Source organism: Phytohabitans flavus (genome assembly GCF_011764545.1).
In the GTDB taxonomy this organism is placed as follows: Bacteria; Actinomycetota; Actinomycetes; order Mycobacteriales; family Micromonosporaceae; genus Phytohabitans; species Phytohabitans flavus.
This window is the reverse complement of sequence record NZ_AP022870.1, coordinates 4842630-4861739: the sequence shown is the minus strand read 5'-3', so window position 1 is coordinate 4861739 and position 19110 is coordinate 4842630. Positions and strand designations below refer to the sequence as shown.

Genomic DNA, 19110 nt, shown 5'->3' with positions numbered 1-19110 from the left:
CCTATCCGCGGCGGGTGAGCACCAAGGGGGCATCCTCGGTGATGGCGACGGTGTGCTCGGAGTGGGCGGTGCGTGAGCCATCGGCCGACCGGATGGTCCAGCCGTCGGCGTCGTAGACGATCCGGTCGGTCGTGCGGGCGAGCCAGGGTTCGAGCGCGAGGGTCAGGCCTGGCCGGAGCTTGAGGCCGCGCCCTGCCTGGCCCTTGTTCGAAACGTGGGGGTCCTCGTGCATGGTGCGGCCAAGGCCGTGGCCACCGAACTCGGTGTTGACCGGGTAACCGTAGCCGTCGGCTACCGCCCAGATGGCGGCCGAGATGTCACCCAGGCGGTTGCCCGGACGCGCCACCTCGATCGCCGCCTCCAACGCTTCCTCGGTGGCGCGGATGATCCGCAGGTCCTCTTCGGCGGCGGTCCCGACGACGACCGTACGCGCCGAGTCGGCCACCCAGCCGTCGATGCTGACCGCGATGTCCGCGCTGAGTACGTCGCCGTCGCGCAGCGTGTAGTCGTGGGGTAGGCCATGCAGGACCGCGTCGTTGACCGACAGGCAGATGACGTTGCGGAACGGGCCGCGCCCGAAGGACGGCGCGTAGTCCCAGTAGCACGACTCCGCCCCGCGCCGCTTGATCATGCCGCGCGCGTGGTGCTCCAGGTCCAGCAGGTTGACGCCCACGTCGGCGAGCTGGCCGACCTCGGTAAGCACCTCGGCGACGAAACGCCCGGCCACGTGCATGCGTTCGATCTCCGCAGGCGTCTTCAGCTCAATCACGATTACCTCGCGTCACAGGGTGCCGGTATAGTTATACCGGCACGCTAACACTTGCCGGTATAGTAATACCAGTCATATCCTGGGGGCATGGTCCGCCACCCGCTCACACCCGAGCAGATCGAAGCCGGCAGGCGTCTCGGCGCCCTGCTGCGCCACGCGCGAGCGGGACGCGACCTGGCGGACGTCGCGCAGGCAGCGGGCATCTCGCCGGAAACCCTACGCAAGATCGAGACCGGACGACTGCCCTCTCCCGGATTCGGCACGATCATCTGCCTCGGTGAGGCGCTCAACCTGCCGGTGCAGGAGTTGGCAGCCACCTGGCGCGGCAGCGACCTGCCGCTGGAAGCCGTCCGGTAGCCCCTGCGCATCTGGGAATAACCACGATCAAATATTGGGCTACCGCGACGTCCGCGGTGGTCCAGGCCGCTGCTCCCGCGGCCTCACCCTTCGCGGTTCACAATCCAAACCCTGGCCGGCGCGGCCGGTTGTCTTCTTCCATTTCGGGCACGGGGCAGATGCTCGGCACCTAACGTCGTCGGCATGAGCATCGCGTTGGGCGCCGCCTGCGGCGAGGCCGGATCATGAAGGCGGTCGTCTACCACGGGCCCCGCACCGTCAGCGTCGACACCGTCGAGGATCCCCGCATCGAGGACCCGACCGACGTGATCGTGAAGGTCAGCTCTGCCGCCATCTGCGGCTCGGACCTGCACATGTACGAGGGCCGTACGAAGGCGGAGCCCGGCCTGGTCTTCGGCCACGAGAACATGGGCACGGTCGTGGAGGTCGGGTCCGGCGTCGGGGCGGTGAAGCAGGGCGACCGGGTGTCGATGCCCTTCAACGTCGCCTGCGGATTCTGCAAGAACTGCCTCGTCGGTTACACGGCGTTCTGCCTCACGGTCAACCCGGGCTTCGGCGGCGGGGCGTACGGCTACGTCGCGATGGGCCCGTACCGCGGCGGGCAGGCCGAGTACGTGCGCGTGCCGTTCGCCGACTTCAACTGCCTCCAGCTGCCCAAGAACGACGACCACGAGAACGACTTCGCGATGCTCGCCGACATCTTCCCGACCGGCTACCACAGCGTCGCGATGACGGGCCTGCGTCCCGGCGAGACGATCGCGGTCATGGGCGCCGGACCTGTGGGGCTGATGGCCGCGTACTCCGCGCTGATCATGGGTGCGGCGAAGGTGTTCGTGGTCGACAAGGTGCCGTCGCGCCTCCAGTTCGCCGAGTCGATCGGCGCGATCCCGATCGACTACACGAAGGCCGACCCGATCGAGCAGATCCGCGACCAGACCGGCGGCGACGGCACCGACAAGGGCGTCGACGCGGTCGGCTACCAGGCCACCGCGCCCAGCGGCGAGGAGCAGCCGGCGAGCGTGCTCAACAGCCTTGTCGACATCGTCCGGGCCACCGGCGTGATCGGCGTCGTCGGGCTGTACGTCCCGCACGACCCGGGCGCGTCCGACCCGCACTCGGCCAACGGCGAACTGCTGTTTCGGCTGGGCAAGTTCTACGAGAAGGGCCAGCGGATGGGGACCGGGCAGACCAACGTCAAGGCCTACAACCGGTACCTGCGCGACCTGATCATCGCCGGCCGCGCGCGGCCCAGTTTCGTGGTCAGCAAGCAGCTCCCGCTCGACGACGCGCCCGACGCGTACGCGCGGTTCGACCAGCGCGAGGAGGGCTACTCCAAGGTCGTTCTCAAGCCCGCAGCCTGAGCCGGCAAGCCACACACTCACCCGCAAGGAGCACGCATGGCGACCGTCAACCTCGCCGACGCCCGCCGGATCATCGAGGCCGCGGAGGCGCGGGCCGCCGAGATCGGTCAGCCGATGAACATCGCCGTGGTCGACATGGGCGGCAACCTCGTCGCCCACGTACGCATGGACGGCGCCTGGATGGGCAGCGTCGACATCAGCGTCAACAAGGCCTGGACATCGCGGGCGTTCGACATCGCGACCAAGGAGCTCGGCATGAACTCCCAGCCGGGGCAGCAGTTCTACGGCATCCACGCCAGCAACCACGGCCGCGTGATGATCTTCGCGGGTGGCATCCCGCTGCGCCGCGACGGCATGGTGGTCGGTGCGGTCGGCGTCAGCGGCGGTACCGGGGAGCAGGACCAGAGCGTCGCCGAGGCGGGTGCGGGCGCCCTCTGACCACCCGCGCCCGAACCACAGCACAATAGGCGGGTGCGGTTCGGCATTCTCGGGACGACGCGGGCATGGCGCGCCGACGGCCGCGAGGTCATCATCGGTGGGCCGGCGCTGCGTACGCTGCTGGCGCTCCTGCTCGTCCGGGCGGGCGAGGCCGTCAGCGTGGACAGCCTGGTGGAGGAGCTGTACGGCGAACGCCCGTCGCTCGACGCCGGACACGCGTTGCAGTCGCAGATCTCCCGGCTGCGGCGCACCTTGGCAGAGGTCACCATCGACTCGCTGCCCTCCGGCTACCGGCTGCTCACCGGCGACCACAAGATCGACGCGACCGAGTTCGAGCGGCTGTCGGAGGAGGGCCGGCAGGCGCTCGGCGAGGGCGACCCGCGCCGCGCCGCCGCGCTCCTGGGCGCCGCGCTCGTGCTGTGGCGCGGAGCCGCGCTGGCGGACGTGGCCGACGCCCCCTCCGCACGGGCGATGGCGAGCCGGCTGGAGGAGCGGCGGTCGGCCGCGGTCGAAGACCGGATCGAGGCGGAGCTACGCCTGGGTGAGCACCTGGCCGCGGTGGCGGAGCTGCGCGAGCTGGTGACGCGGAATCCCCTCCGGGAGCGACCGCACGGGCTGTTGATGCGCGCGCTCGTCGCGTCCGGCGAGACGGCCGAGGCGCTGGCCACCTTCGCGGCGTTCCGGCAGCGGCTCGTCGAGGAGCTCGGGGCCGAGCCGTCCGCGGAGCTCGCGGCCGTACACCTGGCGTTGCTCCGGCCGGAGGCCCGGGCCGGGGTGCCGGCGGCGCTCACCAGCTTTGTCGGACGGGCCCATGACGTCGCCGCGGTCGCGAAGTTGCTCGCCGGCGCCCGACTCGTGACCCTCTACGGCCCCGGTGGCGTGGGCAAGACCCGGCTGGCGGCCGAGGTCGCCGCGCGGCGGGCGGACGTGCTGTTCGTACGCCTTGCCGCCCTGCGCGACCCGTCGCAGCTGCCGCCCGCGATCCTCACCGCGCTGGGCCTGCGCGACAGCGGGCCGCACCCGATGCCGGCCGAGGCGCCGCCCGCGACCCGCCTGCTCGCGGCGCTGTCCACCCGGTCCACCCTGCTTGTACTCGACAACTGCGAGCACCTCGTCGACGGCGTGGCCGAGCTGGCCGAGCAGGTGCTGACGTACTGCCCCGGAGTGCGGGTGCTGGCCACCAGCCGGGAGCCGCTGCGGGCGGCCGGAGAGCACCTCTGGCCGGTGAGCGTGCTCGACGAGACCGCCGCCGCCCGCTTGTTCGCCGACCGGGCCGCGGCGGTACGGCCGGGCTTCGCGCTGGACGCGACCGTTGCCGAGGCGGTCGCCGAGATCTGCCGGCGCCTCGACGGCCTTCCCCTGGCCATCGAGCTGGCCGCCGCCCGGCTGCGGACGATGGACGTGGCGACGCTCGGGCAGGGGCTCGCCGACAGGTTCGCGGTGCTGTCGCGCGGCAACCGCACCGCAGAGCCGCGGCATCAGACGTTGCGGGCGGCGGTGGCGTGGAGCTGGGATCTGCTCTCGGACGGGGAGCAGGCGGCGCTGCGACGGCTGTCGGTGTTCGCCGGCGACGCCGATGTCGCGGGCGCGACCCAGGTCTGCGCGGTCGCGGGTGTGCCGTACGTGCTCGACTCCCTTGTGGACAAGTCGCTGCTCTCGGTGGCCGGCGGGCGGTACCGGATGCTGGAGACGGTCGCCGCCTACGCGGACGAGCGCCTGGCCGAGGCCGGCGAGTCGGAGGCCACGCGCCGGGCGCACGCCGAGTACCTGCTGTCGCTGGCGCGGACCGCCGACCCGCGCCTGCGTACCGTCGAGCAGCTCGCCTGGCTTCGGATACTCGGCGACGAGCACGAAAACCTGCTGGCCGCGCTGCGATGGGCGGTCGGCGCGGGGGAGACGGCACTGTCGCTGCGCCTGGTGGCCGCGTCGGCGACGTACCTCTGGATGCGCGGCGCCCTCGGACTCGCCGCCGAGCACGCGGCCGCCGCCCTGGACCAGCTGGCGGACGGTCCGCCACCGGGCCTGGAAAACGAGTACGTGCTCTGCGTGCTGGCGGCGGCACACCCTCCGGTGCGCCCTGGCCAGCGACACATCGCGGCCGCGCTGGAGGTCGCGATGGCGCCGGGTCGAGTGCCGCACCCATTGACCACGTTCCTCTGGACGACGGTCGGTCCGGAGGTCGACGCCGGGCCGCTGTTCGCGCTCATGGCGCGGGCCTGCGACAGCGCGGACGCCTGGGAGGTCGCCTCCGCGCACCTGGTGCTGGGGTACCCGCAGTTTCTGCTGCGCGACATGGCCGCGGCGGAGCGCGAGTTCGAGCAGGCGCTTGCGGGCTTCCGGTCGCTCGGCGAGCGGTGGGGTCAGGCGATGGCACTGGGATCGCTGGCCGGCACCGCCTCGATGCGGGGTGAGCACGCGCGGGCGGTCGCCCTGACCGACGAGGCGCTGAGCCTCGTCGACGAGCTCGGCGCGATCGAGGAGCGGTGCGACCTGTCGTGCGACCGGGGCGACTACCGGCTGCGCGACGCCGTCGCGGCGGGGACGGATCCCTCGATCGCTCGGGCCGACTACGAGGAGGCGGCACTGCTGGCCGGTCGGGCAGGGCTGCCGGTCTACGAGGCGATGGCATCGCGTGGCCTGGCCGACATCGCCTACCTGCTCGGCGACCTGGCCACGGCACGCCGGCGGTATGAGCAGGCGTTGACAAACGTCGACACCATCTGGATCCGGAGCGCCAGCATCCGGGCCGATGCCCTGCTGGGCCTGGGCCGCGTCGCCTTGGCCGAGGGCGATCCAGCGCAGGCTCGGGCGCGCTGCCAGCAGGCGATCGAGCTCGCGGCCGCGACGGGAGTGCTCCACCTGAACGCTCGCGCCGTCGACACGCTCGCCGGAATCGAACTGGACGACGGCGATCCCCTCCGCGCGGCCTCGCTGCTCGGCGCGGCCCGGGCGCTGCGTGGACCGGCCGCCGTCGTCGAGCCGGAGACGTCGCGCCACGCGGAGGCGGCGCGGCTGGCCCTCGGCGACCAGAGGTACGAGGCGCTGTACGCCGCCTCGGCGCAGCTCGGAAGCGTCGAAGCCCTGCGACTCGTCGGGGTACCAGAGTCGGTCATCACGGGCTCGCCAGCGCAGCGCCTGGCCGGTGAGCGGGCGGTGAGCGCCCGGTGAGGCCGCCCCGCCACGCTCACCGGCATGACTGTCTCGCCTGGACAACCCCGTGACATCCTGATCTCCGGTGCCGGCATCGCGGGCCCGGCTCTGGCCTACTGGCTGCACCGGTACGGCTTCACGCCCACCGTCGTCGAGCGCGCTCCGGCCCTGCGCGAGGGTGGGTACGCCGTCGACTTCCGCGGACCCGTCCACCTCGATCTGCTGTCGAGGATGGGCATACGTGACGAGGTGGAGCACGCCCGTACGGGTACCGGAGATTCGTGGTACGTCAACGCGCGGGAAAGAAGCTGGCCCGCATGCCGGCCGAGCAGACCGGTGGTGACGTCGAGATCCTGCGCGGCGACCTGGTCCGCGTCCTGTACGAGGCGACCATGGACGAGACGGAGTACGTCTTCGGCGATTCGATCACCGCGCTGGAGGAGACCGCGGACGGGGTGAACGTGACGTTCGAGCACGCGGCGCCGCGCAGCTTCGACCTCGTGATCGGTGCCGACGGGCTGCATTCGCGGGTCCGCTCGCTGGCGTTCGGGCCGGAGCGGTCGTACGTCAAGCACCTCGGCCTGCACTGCGCGATCTTCACCACGCCCAACTACCTGGCGCTCGACCACAGCGGCCTCGTCTACGGCGAGCCCAAGCGCATCGTCGTCTACAGCGCCCGCGAGAACACCGAGGCGCGGGTGCTGCTGTACTTCGCCTCGCCCCCGCTGTCGTACGACCGGGTGGACGGCGATCGGCAGCGCGGCATCGTGCACGAGGCGTTCGCCGGAGCGCGGTGGGAGACGCCACGGCTGCTCGAGCTGATGGCCACGGCACCGGACCTGTACTTCGACTCGGTCAGCACGATAAAGATGGACAGCTGGTCACGCGGCCGGATCGCGCTGCTCGGCGACGCCGGGTACTGCCCGTCGTCGCTGTCGGGCGTGGGCACCGGCCTCGCCGTCGTCGGCGCCTACGTGCTCGCCGGGGAGCTGGCCACGGCCGGCGGCGACCACGCCACGGCGTTCGCCCGGTACGAGAGCGCCATGCGGTCCTATGTGGACGGCTGCCAGAAGCTCGCCGACTCGGCCAGCATGATGGTGCCCGCCAATCGTTTTCTCGCTGGGCTCATGCGGCTGAACATGCGGATGATGCCGCTCATGCCGTGGCTGCGGGACCTGCCCGCGAAGATGGCCCGCCGCGCCGCCAGCGCCATCACGCTCCCGCAGTACCCCACCGTCGGCTAAGGATCCCCGATCAGCTGTTCGGAGCGGTCCCAGAGCCCACGGGCGAGGCCGGTGTCGAGCGCCTGCGGGTTGACGCGCTTGGCGGGCTTGCGCTTCTCGTAGTAGCCGCCCAGCTCCCAGTCCAGGCCGGGACGGCTCTCGGCGAGCCAGACCAGCTGGTCGGCGCCCCTCTCCGGGGTGATCAGCATGCCGCGGGTGATGCGATTGGTCGTGATGAACCTCATCAGCCAGCTGTGGGACTGGGTGCCGAAGCTTGTCGCGACGTTGCCCGGGTGGAAGGCGGCCGTGGAGATGCCCTGGGCGTGGTAGCGGCGGTGCAGTTCCTTCGTGAACAGGAGGTTTTCGAGCTTGGCCGCGTTGTAGGCCCGGACCGGGTTGTATCTCCGGTCGTGGTCGAGATCGTCGAGGTCGAGCTTGCCGGCCAGTCGAGCGCCGACGCTCGAGGTCTGGATCACCGTCGCCCGGGACGCGACAAGCTTGTCGATCAGGAGCCGGGTGAGCAGAAACGGCGCCAGGTGGTTGATCTGGAAGGTCTTCTCGAACCCGTCGACGGTCTTGGTGGGATCGCCGAAGACACCGCCGGCGTTGTTGGCCAGCACGTCGATCCGCGGGTACGCGGCATCCAGCTCGGCGGCGAGCTTGCGCACCTCGTCGAGGCGGGTGAAGTCGGCGAGGAAGTGGTCCGCGCCGATCTCCCGGGCGACTGACCTGGTCTTGTCGGGGGAACGGCCGACGACGACGACTCGATGGCCGTGCTGGTGAAGCTGTCGTGCGGCCGCGGCGCCGATGCCGTCGCTGGCGCCGGTGATCACGATGGTCTTGGGCATGACGACAGCGTACGCCGAACATGTCAGTCACTGTCAACCATGACTGCTGGCGATATGATCGACGCATCATGAAGCCCAAACAGCCCGCCCTCCGGGAGCGCACCCGCCGAGCCGTGCAGCGCGAGATCGGCGAGGCGGCGCTCGCACTGTTCGTCGAGCGCGGCTATGAGGCCACCACCATCGACGACATCGCCGCGGCTGTCGGCATGTCGCAGCGCAGCGTTTTCCGCTACTTCGCCACAAAGGAGGAGATCGTCGTCGGCAAGCTCGACCTGGCCGCGGACCAGATGCTCGACACGCTCCGCACGCGGCCGCCGGGCGAGCCGGTCTGGGTGTCGCTGCGCCGCCTGTTCGACATCCTGGACGAGCCGGGCCAGCAGCATATCGCCGAGCCGATCCACCGGGTCGTCCTCGAAACGCCCGCCCTGCACGCCGCCTACCTGCAAAAGCTCCAGCAGATCCAAGACGCCGTGGTCGACGCCCTACGCCAGCGCGCCGCGGCGGCTGGCAGGCCATACGCGGTCGACGACCCCACGCCCCGCGCGCTCACCGCCGCGGCCTTCGGCTGCCTTGTCGCCGCCCAACACTCCTGGCTTGCCTCCGGCGCCACCAGCCCGCTCGGCGACGCCGTCGACCGCGCCATGGCCACCCTCACCCCTCGCGCCTAGCTCGCAGCCTTGAAGATCAACTTAGGAAAATCAAGGTTTGCACGTTGACTGCTTAAAAAAATCAAGATACAAATTAATGGCGAGCATGTCGCCGACAGTAAGGGGCCCAGGGTGGACTGGCAGGAGCTGACGGACCTGACGCGCGGACAGCCGTTCGTGGTCGAGCGGGTCCGCCTCGCCGGCAGCGGCGTAGTGGTCGAGGGTCAGTTCGAGCCGCCGCAGTTGGCTCTGCTCAGCGTCGACGACCAGGTGTTCGTGGCCGCGTTCGTGCGGTCGCACGGTTCGATCAAGGAGATGGAGCGGATCTTCGGGGTTAGCTACCCGACGATCAAGTCCCGGCTAAACCGGATCGCCGAGCGCCTCGACTTCGTCGACACCGACCCGGCGCCCACTGGGGCTGACGTCGTCGACCGCCTGCGGCGGGGGGAGATCAGTGTCCAGGAGGCGCTGGCCGAGCTGGGGAAATCCCGATGATCCCGCAGCTGGTGACGGTGCGCTATCGCCGTTCCGACGGCCGCTGGCTCCGGCTGTTCGTCCCTGTCCTGCCGGTGCTGCTGGTGCTGTCACCGCTGCTCCTGCTCGCCGTGCTGGCCGGACTTGTCGCATGCCGCATGTTCCGGGTGAGCCCGATGGGCGCGCTGCGCGGCGTTGGGCGACTGCTGTGGGCGCTGCCCGGCGCCCGGTTCGAGATCGACGACGGTCAGCTGGCCGTGCTGGTGAGCGTCAGATGACTCAGACGAGAGGAGCAACGATGAACGAGCAGCGCCGCCAGATCCTGGAGATGCTGGCCGAGGGCAAGATCACTGCGGACGAGGCCGAGCGGCTGATCGACGCCGTCGAGCGAGACCAGCCTGTGCCGCCGCCGGGAGCCGCACTCAGCCCGAAAACCCGACCTAGGTACCTGCGCGTGGTGATGGACGACAACTCCGACGGCGGTGCGGGCCGGATCAACATCAGGGTCCCGCTCCAGCTGCTGCGCGCCGGGGTCCGGCTCGCCAGCCTTGTCCCTCCGCAGGTGCTCATCCGCGTCAACGCCGAGCTGGACAAGACAGGGGTCCCGATCGACCTCACCCAGCTCAAGCCGCAGCACCTCGACGACCTTGTCGAGCACCTCGACGAGCTCACCGTCGACCTCGACCAACCCGACACCAAGATGCGGGTGTACTGCGAGTGACACCGCCACCGCGCCGGACGCCCGCCCGGACCACGGGGTCGAGCGGCTGTCCGGCGCCATTTAATTGATCAACATCATTGCCTTTTCGGGTCGTGGTGGCGCACGATGCGGTGGACGCTTGGACGCCGGCCATTGGGGGGATGGGTCATGGCGCATCGCGGTTGGCTCTGTGGGGCGGCGGCCGCCCTGGTCCTTCTGGCAGGGGCGCCGGCACCATCCGCCTCCGCCTCCGCACCCGCCCCCAGAGACAACCCGGTCGTCGTCTGGGACATCAACGCCCAGACCGCGATCTGGGACATCGCCGCCCAGCAGCCGAATGCGCAGGTGCGCAGCTTCGCGATGGTCAGCGGGGCGGTCTACGACGCGGTGAATGCGATCGCCGGCGTGCCGTACCAGCCTTATCTTGTCGCGCCCCGGACCACAGGGACCGAGTCCACGGAGGCCGCCGTGGCCACCGCCGCCTACCGGGTGATGGCCGACCTGTTCCCGGCGCAGAGCGAGCGGTTGCGGGCCCAGTACGACGAGTACCTGGCGGAGATACCGGACGGGCGGTCGAAGCGAGCCGGTATCGCCGTCGGTGGCCGGGCCGCGGCCGCGATGGTCGACGCGCGCCGCGACGACGGAGCGTTCGGCAGTCAACAGTGGACGGTGGGCGACCAGCCCGGCCAGTGGCGGCCGACGCCGCCGGCGTTCGTCTCGGACGGGGCGTGGCTTGGGTTCGTGAGGCCGTTCCTGTTGCCCAGCGCGGAGGCGTTCACCGCGCCGGGCCCGCCGGCGTTGACGAGCCGCACGTACGCGCGGGACCTGGACGAGGTCAAGCTTGTCGGTGCGGCCGGCAGCACGGTGCGCACCGCCGACCAGACCGAGGCGGCCATCTGGTGGCACGACCGGCGTTCGGTGGGTTGGGAGATCAAGCGGCAGCTCGCGGTCGGCCAGCGGCTGGATCCGCTGCGCACCGCGCGGCTCTTCGCGATGGTCGACCTCGTCGTGGCCGACACCGGGATCGCCTGCTTCCGGCAGAAAGAGGCGTGGGGCTTCTGGCGCCCGATCACCGCGATCCGGGCCGGTGACGACCCCGGATGGACGCCGCTGCTGGTGACGCCGCCGTTCCCGGAGTACCCGTCCGGCCACGCGTGCGCGACCGGTGCGCGGATGTCGGTGTTCAGGTCATTCTTCGCCCGGGACACCGTCCAGTTCCACGCCTACAGCGTCGACGCGGACGCCACCCGGTCGTTCACCCGCTTTTCCCAGGCCGTGGAGGAGCTGGTCGGCGCCCGCGTGTGGGGCGGCCTCCACTTCCGCACCGCCGACGTGGACGGCGTCCGGCTGGGGGAGGCAGTCGCCCGGTACGGGATCGGCCACCACTTCCGCCCCCGCCCCTCCCACGGGCGCTAGCGCCGGGTCCTGCGCCGAGGAGGATGAGTAGCGGGGCTCAGGTAACGGCACAGGCGGTACGGGATATTGCTGATGTGCCTTTTGTCAGACGAGCGGTTCCGGGTGGGTCCATACGGCATGTGCCGGCAGCGCTGGGCGGGGTGAGTGGCTGCCTGTTGCTGGCGATCTGGGCCTCACCCCGGTACGGCGGGCCGGCGCCCTTTCTGGACGGCGCGGGGCTTGGCCAGATCCGCGGCCCGGGGTGGTGGTCTCTGGCAGTGGCGATCCTGGCGACCCTGGCGGGGCTCTGCATGCTGCGATGGTGGCCGTACCTACTGGTCGCCGCGGCCCTGCTCACAGTGCCGGGCTTGTGGGCACATCCGGGCCTGAGCTACCCGGTCGAGGTCAGCGTCATGACCTCGGCCGGATACCCGCTGACGATCGTGGGCGTGCTTGCCTGCGCCCAGGGCCTGGCCCGGGTGGACACCGGGTGGGGCGCCGCGATCGCTGGGCTGTCGGCCGGCGCGCAGATCTTCGGGTCGGCGCTGGTCGGAGCGGGCTGGTTGATCTCCAACGTGGCCATCCCGACCTGGCACCTCGGGATGCTCGTGGTCGGCATTGCCGGGCTCCTGCCGGCCGCGTGGTACATCAGGCACGGCGACCGCGACGCCGTCGGGCTCGTCGGGGCCGGTCGTTGGTCGTGGTGGCGGATCCGTCCGATCGTGACGGGCACGTTGGCGATGTGCGTGGCGATCCCGCTCTCGTTCCTGACCATCGAGCGGCTCGCCGTCCTGCTCGACCTCTCGGGATCCCGCTGTACCGGCGCTTCTACGTGGCGGCCGCGATCATCGGGGTGTTCACGCTGGTCGCCGGGGTTTGCATCGCCGCCCTCGGAGGGCTGTGGGCATTGGCGGGGTCGCTGACCGCCGCGACCGTGCGGGTCGCCCTCGTGGCCCCGGCGATCCTCGCGATGACCGCACTGTTTTCGCTGGAGCTGGTGCGGTCGGTCGGCGCGCTGGCCGGTGTCCTGATCGGCGCGATCGTGGCCGCGAGCCGTTGGCGCATGCCGCTTGCCAGTGCGCTGGCGGTGCTCAGCGCGATCACACTGTTCATTGCCTACGCGGCGACCGGCGGCCATCCGGAGAAGCTGGCGGACCGGGAGAGCACCGTGCCGGCCTTGGTGATCCTTGTCCTGGTCACCGCCGCCGGCACCGCGGTCATCGGCGCCACAGCGGCGGTGCTGGCACCGCGCGGCAGCCTTCCGGCCGCGCTCGGTCCGGTGGCCGCGGTAGTCGCCACGGGTGGCATAGCGACAGTTTCGGCGACCTATCTGCGGGACGGGGAGCCCGTCTCGTCGTTCCTCAACCCGGTGCTCCACCTGAACACGTCGGCCGTGCTGCTGCTGGTGACGGGCGCGGCGATCGGCGGGCTCGCCTTCGCGCAGCAGGTCGCCGCCCGATCGGCCGAACGCAAACACGCGGAGCAGATCCGCCGCAGCGCCGCCGCTGCCGAGCGGGACCGGCTGGCCCGTCCCATCCACGATGGCGTGCTGCAAGTGTTGGCGCTGGTCCAGCGACACGGTTCCGAGCTCGGCGGGCAGGGTGGGCAGCTGGCCACGCTCGCCGCCGAGCAGGAGGCGGCGCTGCGGACTCTGCTCAGCGGACAGGCCACGACCCAGCCGGGCGCCAGCGAGGATGTGCGGGCCCAGCTGAGGGCGTTGGCCACCCCCGCGGTCGAGGTCGCGGCGCCGGCGCAAGCTGTGGAGCTGCCGGCCGGGACCGCCGAGGAGCTGACCGCGGCGGTGCGGGCGGCCTTGGACAACGTGCGCCGGCACGCCGGACCCGGCGCCCGCGCATGGGTGTTGCTGGAGGACGAGGGCAACGCCGTGCGCGTCACGGTCCGAGACGACGGTGTCGGGTTTACTTCGCAGCGCCTGGCCGACGCGGAGGACGCCGGCCGGCTGGGTGTCGCCCAGTCGATGCGCGGCCGGATCACCGACCTCGGCGGCACGATGACCATCCACAGTAGACCCGGCGAGGGCGCCGAGGTCGAGTTCTGGCTCCCACGGACCAAGGCAAGCCCACACAACGCTCAAGACCTGTAGGTCGCGACCGCGCGTTAGGCCACGTTGGAGATTTTGGGCTACCGCGATGTCCGCGGTGGTCCAGACCGTCGCTCCCGCGGCCTCACCCTCCGCGCTACACAACCAAACCGGGCCGGCATAGCCGGCTGTTGGGACGCGGCCAATCCGACGCGCGCGATGCGCGACGCTCCTGGATCGCTGCGTGCTCCGACCCCATCGCGCCGATCAAGGAGACGTCCGCGGACGGCGAAGAGGAGCGTGGCCTTGATCGGTGGACACTCTGGCCGTCCGTGTCGAGAAGTTGCCCCTGGAGAGCCTGGCGCGTAATTGGGCACAGGCTCGATGTCAATCCCGCCGCGAGCGGCTGGAATTCGCCTGGCATCGACGCGCAGGCACCATCGGTTGCCGGGTTTGCCCCATATATTCTTTTGCGAATGTAGATCTAGAACGTCTTGTGTGCTATATCGACCCTAAACGTTCTGGATCTACTTCGATCCGACCGCAACGACCAAGCTGGCGGACTTGACGAACAGCGCACCGCCAATTACGCGCCAGGCTCTGGAGGGGTAATTTTTCGCCACGATCGCAGCTCGGCTAGGCGCGGTTTCCGTCGATCAAGGGAAAGGCCGATGTCTCGGCGCGGGCCGGTGCCTCCGGTAGGGAAGCAGAGCAAATGCGGCGCGCGACCCACCCCGGGCCGGTCTTGCCGCGGGCCGTGCGGGCCGGGGTTGGGGTTGGGTTGTGAAGCGCGGAGGGTGAGGCCGCGGGAGCAGCGGTCCGGACCACCGCGGACGTCGCGGTAGCTCAAATCTCCATTGTGGATTGACCGACCCTAATGTCTCTAATGGATGGTGAGCTGATCGGCCAGCGTTGCCAGCCGCTGGTTTACCTCGGACCGGGTCGTGGCCGCCCAGCCGGATCCGGCGGGCCAATCATCAGATTGGCCCGCCGGATGATGTCATTGCTGCCTGTCGTGCTGGCCTGACCGGATCAGCCGGAGTAGCCGCGTTGCGACATCCAGTTGGCCATCTCGATCGTGCTGATCGAGTACGAGCTGACGTTCGGGTTGGCCGGGTCGGCGATGTGCAGCATCCGGCCCTCGTCCTCGTAACCGACGATCGTGATGTAGTGACCGCCGGGCCACTCGAGCCAGCTGCCATCGGCGCGGGTGGCACCACCGACGACGTTGGCCACGATGGCGTACCCGCTGCTGATCGCCCGCACGGCGTCGGCCTGGAGGCGGTCCATCTCAGCCGGCGTCGCCTCCTCGCCGGGGATTTCCCGAGTGCGGTAGAAGTTGCCCTTGGTCAGGCTGTTGAGCACCCGGGTGGTGTCCGCGGCCGAGTCCGTGCCGTTGAAGGTCGTGTTGAGCTGGACGGCGAGGTCGTCCTGACTCGGAAACATGTGGCGGGCGGTCAGCGCGATGCGAGTGGCCGCCGGTGCGCACCAGTAGCTGTTGGGCTGGCCCTGGTACGTGTAATCCAGGGTCTTGGCCTTCGGCGGCGCCGGCGCGGGGGCGGGGCTCGACGGCTTCGCCTCCGGCTTGGCCGGCTGGCTAGGGGCCGCCGGTGGGCCGGGCTGCGCCGCTTCCTCCTTCGGCGCCTGATCGGCGGCCACGGCCTGAACGGTGACGGCCGGAATCTCCTTGGCGGCAAGGTCCGGCGCATTCGACGAGTTCATCAGTGCGCCGGTTGTCGCGGCCACGCTGAGAAATACGGCCGATGCGGCCACGATGCTGTAGTTACGGGTGATGGTGACGGGTGCCCTGCTGACACGGTGGCGTCCGTGCTTCACTCGGTCCTCCAGGGGGAATCCGGCCCGTCATCGAATCGGGCCAGGGTGACGGGGTCGACTCCGCGACCGGCGGCCGCCAATGGGCAGGCACAACCGGCGCAGCGCTGATCAGCGGCGCGAAGGGTCGCGGAATCGACCTAGGTATTTACCGCAATCGCTATTTGTCGAGCGGGGGTCGGCTCAGACGCGCGAAGCGATGAACAGACAGCGGGTGACCGGCAGACGGGCCACGGCACAGCGGAAACTGCACGGGGGTCTCCTTCCTGGCCGCCTACCGGGTTAGCTGACGGATTCGGGCGGGAAGCTCGCCCTACCACGGTCGTGACCGCGGATTCACCCCAACTGCCCTGGGTCCCCGGCTCGCGTATGCGACTCGGCGGGTCTGCTCGGCGTCGCGGGGGCGACAACACAACCGACCAGACTCAGCGACGCTACTGCTCGGTACGCGAACAGACAAGATTTGCGGTGGCGGTCACATCAATTCGTCACCGATCCGCTACCAATGCCGTGGGATTCCTGTCGGCCACGGCATTAATGCCAATCCACGCGCGCTATTGCCAGTAAGGCCTCGCTCGTGCCCCGGTGCCCGATTCCGGATTTGACGAATCGGTCAGTCCTCGCGCTCCTGATCCCGATTGCCGGCGGCCGAACGAACGCGGACCCGTCGTGCCCAGCCGAGCAGGACGAGCGCGACAAGCAGCGTGGCGATGCCCGCGGTCAGCACGATCCTCTTGGCGGAGAACGTCGAGGTCTCCGACTCTCCCGGAGCTGGTCCCGCCACTGGAGTGAGCTGGGCCCCTGGCGACGCGTCCGCGTTTTCAGGCTCGATCAGTTGGCCCACCGAGACGTCGCCGGGCAGCGCGAATCCCCAGTCCATCAGGGTAGTTACCTCCCCGTAACTGCCGATTGGGGCGGATTCCGCGCCGAGCAGGGTGACCACGAGCCGGCGGCCGTTGCGTTCGGCTACGCCCACGTAGGTCTGCCCGGCCAGGTCGGTGAAACCGGTCTTGCCGCCGAGCATCCCGGGATACCTGTGCAGCAATCCGTTGTCGTTGTTGAGCTGGAACCCACCCGCGCCGTTGCGCTGTGGCGGGATCAACGCCGTGTCGGTCGCCGTGTACCGCCGGAAGTCAGCGCGGGCGTAGCAGGCCCGAGCGATCAGCGCCATGTCGTACGCGCTGGTGAACTGCCCGGGACCGTCCAGGCCCGAGGGGGTGACCGCGTGCGTCTGGTGTGCGCCCAGCCGGCGCGCCTCGGCGTTCATCGCCTCGACTCCGGCCCGGAAGTCGGACGTGCCGCCGCCGACGCGGGCCAGCACGTTCGCCGCGTCGTTGCCGGACTTGAGCAGCAGGCTCAGCCACAGCGTCTTGATCGAGTACTGGCTGCCCTCCACCAGCCCGACCGCCGAGCTGCCGGGCTCGTAGTCCATGTCGGCATGGGTTACCTCGACCATCCGCGCCGGGTCGAGCTTCGGCATGTACGTCGCCGCCAGCAGCAGCTTCTGCACGCTGGCCGGAGTGGCGTACTCGTGGGCTCCGCAGGCCCCGAGCACCGCGCCGCTGCCCAGGTCCGCCACCAGCCAGGAGGTCGCGGTCAGCTTTGCCGGCACCGGCGCACCGGCGGGGATCGTCAACCCCGCGGACGCCAGTTCCGCCCCGCCGACCTCCCGCTGTTGCTGATCGGGCGCGGGCGGCTTGGGCCGCGCGGCGCGGGCGCCTGCCGGTACCGCGATGGCCGGGCACGGCACATGGCGCGGCGTTGCCGCCGCCGACGCGCCTTCCGCGGCGCCGGCCGTAGCCGCAGATGTGGGCAAAGCCAGAGCGGCACCCGCCAGCGCCGCGAACAGTCGTCGTGTACGCACGATGAGTCACGCTAATCCCAGGGTATAAGCGGATTCCTCGTACTCTTCGCTTTCATCCCATCGACTGACCCCGCCGCTACCGGTGTTCCCCTTGCGAGGGTGACGTCCGGCCAGCGCGGGTCGAGTACGTTCATGCGGGCCCCGTGTGGTCAGCCGGGGAGGTCCTCCGGACGCTTCGCGGCATGCGTGCCCTGGAGTAGTCCGGTGGCCTGGCCGACCTCGATGAGGTATCCGTCCGGGTCTCGCATGTAGCAGCGGATCTCGGCGACGCGGTCGAGCGGCGGTGTGAGGAACTCCGCGCCCTTCGCCTTCCACTCCTCGTAACGCGCCTGGATGTCAGCGACCCGCAGGTTCAGGAATGTCGATGTGGTGTCGCCGGGCTCGTAGTCGACCACTGAGACGTCTGGTTTGTCTGGGGTTGGCGGGCCGCCGGGATTCATGATGATCCACGAATTGGACAGCCGAACGACGCACGGGTTTTCGTCCACGACGACGGTGCCGCCCAGAACGCGTGAGTAGAAGTCGCGGGACCGGGCCACGTTGCGCACCGTGATGAACTGCGTCACCAGGATGCCCTCGGCGGGCGCCGGGAGATCTGCGAGGTCGGGCGCGGCTTCTGTCATGGGATTGCTCCCTTCCAGCAGGCGTTGTAGGCCAACCATCGCACGCCTACCGCGCCTTCGGAGCCAGAAGGTGAGGTTCGGGTCAACGTCGTGCGCATCGCAATCGCTATTGTCGATTCACCGGTCCCATTGACAGGTAGGAGCCGAGATGGCAGGTAGTCGGTTCGCGGAGAGTTACGACCCGACGGGTGCGCACCTCGACGACCCGTACCCGTTCTATGCGGAGGCTCGGCGCAGCGAGCCGGTGTTCCACTCGCCACGGCTGGACGCGTGGGTCGTCACCCGGTTCGACGACGTCGACGCTGTCCTCAAAGACCCTGAGGGATTTTCCTCGGCTCACAGCCTCCGGCCGGTCCGTGAGTTGTACCCGGCGACGTTCGCTGAGCTCGCCAATGGCTACCCGCCCAAGCCGGACCACATCACGTCCGACGGGGAGGCGCATCGGCGGCTTCGTGCCCCGTACATCAAGCGCCTCACACCAGGCGCGGTCAAGCCGATGGAGCTGGCGATCCGGGAGCGGGCCGACGCCCTGGTCGACTCCTTCATCGCGGACGGCCGCACCGATCTGGTCGAGCGGTACGCCTCGCCGCTGCCGGTCGCGACCGCTGCCGACCTGTTCGGCATCGGCTCGGGCGACGTGGCGGCGGCCAAGTCGGGCAGCGAGTCGCTGTTTCTGTTGGGCAGCGCCGACCTGAGCGAAGCCGAGGAGGCGCATGCCGCCCGCGAGTTCGTCGCGCTCCAGCACGTCGTGGCCGGATATGTGCGCCAGCGACGCGCCGCGCCCGAGGACGACCTCGTCAGCGACGTCGTCGCCGCCCTCGCGCCGGGCGAGGAGGCGCTCACCTTCGACCAGGAAGCGGAGGTGGTCGGGACGATCTCCAGCACCATCGGCGCCGGCCACATCACCACAAGGGACACCGTCGGAAACGCCGTCCGGACGCTGCTGCGCCACCCCGAACAGTGGGAGCTGCTGCGCCAGCGCCCGGAGCTGATTCCGAACGCGGTCGAGGAAGTCCTGCGCTTCGAGCCGCCGGTGCCGACCCTCTTCCGCCGCGCCACGCGCCCGGCAACGCTCGGGGGCGTGGACATCCCGGAGGGCGGAGACGTGCTGGTGGTCTTCGCCTCCGCCAACCGCGATGAGGACCGTTACCCCGACGCCGACCGGTTCGACGTGACCCGCACACCGAGCCGCCACTTCGGGTTCGGCGCCGGCGTACACACCTGCGTCGGTGCGCCGCTCGCCCGCGTCCAGTCCCGCGTCGCGCTCCAGGTGCTCGTCGAGCGGCTGCCGGGCATGCGTTTGCATCCCGACCACCCGATCCGGCTCCAGGCATCGATCAACGTACGCGGTCCACTCGCGCTCGAGCTGCACTGGTGAAATCACCGT

At 70.2% G+C, this 19110-nt stretch carries 18 protein-coding genes and 1 riboswitch; of the genes, 13 read left to right on the top strand and 5 right to left on the bottom strand.

Annotation, left to right across the window (positions count from 1 at the left end; all coding sequences use genetic code 11):
• Nucleotide 1 precedes the first annotated feature (1 nt).
• Nucleotides 2–769, bottom strand: coding sequence for a type I methionyl aminopeptidase (gene map / locus Pflav_RS21250; protein WP_173037708.1), 768 nt, complete (start codon nt 767–769; stop codon nt 2–4).
• Between the two features lie 87 nt (nt 770–856).
• On the opposite strand from map, the gene Pflav_RS21245 reads away from it, so the two are divergent.
• The 5 genes from Pflav_RS21245 to Pflav_RS21225 all read left to right on the top strand — a co-directional run bounded on the left by Pflav_RS21245 (nt 857) and on the right by Pflav_RS21225 (nt 7319).
• Nucleotides 857–1126, top strand: coding sequence for a helix-turn-helix domain-containing protein (locus Pflav_RS21245; protein ID WP_173037707.1), 270 nt, complete (start codon nt 857–859; stop codon nt 1124–1126).
• A gap of 224 nt (nt 1127–1350) precedes the next feature.
• On the top strand, nt 1351–2487 hold the full coding sequence (locus Pflav_RS21240) for a glutathione-independent formaldehyde dehydrogenase (RefSeq protein WP_173037706.1): 1137 nt from the start codon (nt 1351–1353) through the stop codon (nt 2485–2487).
• A 36-nt stretch (nt 2488–2523) separates the two neighbouring features.
• Nucleotides 2524–2925, top strand: coding sequence for a GlcG/HbpS family heme-binding protein (locus Pflav_RS21235; RefSeq protein WP_173037705.1), 402 nt, complete (start codon nt 2524–2526; stop codon nt 2923–2925).
• Between the two features lie 33 nt (nt 2926–2958).
• On the top strand, nt 2959–6093 hold the full coding sequence (locus Pflav_RS21230; protein ID WP_173037704.1) for a BTAD domain-containing putative transcriptional regulator: 3135 nt from the start codon (nt 2959–2961) through the stop codon (nt 6091–6093).
• 263 nt (nt 6094–6356) lie between these two features.
• A complete protein-coding gene (locus Pflav_RS21225; RefSeq protein WP_197938676.1) occupies nt 6357–7319 on the top strand; it encodes an FAD-dependent monooxygenase in 963 nt (320 codons plus the stop codon).
• Here the strand turns inward: Pflav_RS21225 and Pflav_RS21220 are convergent.
• The gene (locus Pflav_RS21220) at nt 7316–8146 is read right to left on the bottom strand and encodes an SDR family NAD(P)-dependent oxidoreductase (RefSeq protein ID WP_173037703.1); all 831 of its coding nucleotides are present in this window, start codon (nt 8144–8146) and stop codon (nt 7316–7318) included. The genes Pflav_RS21225 and Pflav_RS21220 overlap by 4 nt on opposite strands.
• A 68-nt stretch (nt 8147–8214) precedes the next feature.
• Here Pflav_RS21220 and Pflav_RS21215 point away from each other — a divergent pair, with 68 nt between their 5' ends.
• The 7 genes from Pflav_RS21215 (at nt 8215) to Pflav_RS21185 (ending at nt 13466) form a co-directional block, all read left to right on the top strand.
• Nucleotides 8215–8814, top strand: a complete 600-nt coding sequence (locus tag Pflav_RS21215; RefSeq protein ID WP_173037702.1) for a TetR/AcrR family transcriptional regulator — start codon at nt 8215–8217, stop codon at nt 8812–8814.
• Nucleotides 8815–8925: 111 nt separating this feature from the next.
• Complete coding sequence (locus Pflav_RS21210) at nt 8926–9288, top strand: DUF2089 domain-containing protein (protein ID WP_173037701.1); 363 nt, start codon at nt 8926–8928, stop codon at nt 9286–9288.
• Nucleotides 9285–9545, top strand: coding sequence for a hypothetical protein (locus Pflav_RS21205; RefSeq protein ID WP_173037700.1), 261 nt, complete (start codon nt 9285–9287; stop codon nt 9543–9545). The genes Pflav_RS21210 and Pflav_RS21205 overlap by 4 nt, the downstream gene beginning before the upstream one ends.
• Nucleotides 9546–9565: 20 nt before the next feature.
• Nucleotides 9566–9988, top strand: a complete 423-nt coding sequence (locus Pflav_RS21200; protein WP_173037699.1) for an SHOCT-like domain-containing protein — start codon at nt 9566–9568, stop codon at nt 9986–9988.
• A gap of 147 nt (nt 9989–10135) precedes the next feature.
• On the top strand, nt 10136–11383 hold the full coding sequence (locus Pflav_RS21195) for a vanadium-dependent haloperoxidase (RefSeq protein ID WP_173037698.1): 1248 nt from the start codon (nt 10136–10138) through the stop codon (nt 11381–11383).
• Nucleotides 11384–11502: 119 nt separating this feature from the next.
• Complete coding sequence (locus Pflav_RS21190) at nt 11503–12285, top strand: hypothetical protein (RefSeq protein WP_173037697.1); 783 nt, start codon at nt 11503–11505, stop codon at nt 12283–12285.
• Nucleotides 12195–13466, top strand: coding sequence for a sensor histidine kinase (locus tag Pflav_RS21185; RefSeq protein WP_173037696.1), 1272 nt, complete (start codon nt 12195–12197; stop codon nt 13464–13466). Before Pflav_RS21190 ends, Pflav_RS21185 begins: the two co-directional genes overlap by 91 nt.
• 969 nt (nt 13467–14435) lie before the next feature.
• On the opposite strand, the gene Pflav_RS21180 is transcribed toward Pflav_RS21185, so the two are convergent.
• The 3 genes from Pflav_RS21180 to Pflav_RS21170 form a co-directional block, all read right to left on the bottom strand.
• Complete coding sequence (locus tag Pflav_RS21180) at nt 14436–15239, bottom strand: C39 family peptidase (protein ID WP_232071704.1); 804 nt, start codon at nt 15237–15239, stop codon at nt 14436–14438.
• Between the two features lie 254 nt (nt 15240–15493).
• A riboswitch (cyclic di-AMP (ydaO/yuaA leader) is annotated at nt 15494–15628 on the bottom strand.
• 221 nt (nt 15629–15849) lie between these two features.
• On the bottom strand, nt 15850–17100 hold the full coding sequence (locus Pflav_RS21175) for a D-alanyl-D-alanine carboxypeptidase family protein (RefSeq protein WP_377308359.1): 1251 nt from the start codon (nt 17098–17100) through the stop codon (nt 15850–15852).
• Between the two features lie 149 nt (nt 17101–17249).
• Nucleotides 17250–17723 (bottom strand): VOC family protein, encoded by a 474-nt coding sequence (locus Pflav_RS21170; RefSeq protein WP_173037695.1) that lies wholly within the window; start codon nt 17721–17723, stop codon nt 17250–17252.
• A 148-nt stretch (nt 17724–17871) separates the two neighbouring features.
• Here Pflav_RS21170 and Pflav_RS21165 point away from each other — a divergent pair, with 148 nt between their 5' ends.
• Nucleotides 17872–19101 (top strand): cytochrome P450, encoded by a 1230-nt coding sequence (locus Pflav_RS21165; protein WP_173037694.1) that lies wholly within the window; start codon nt 17872–17874, stop codon nt 19099–19101.
• Nucleotides 19102–19110 lie beyond the last annotated feature (9 nt).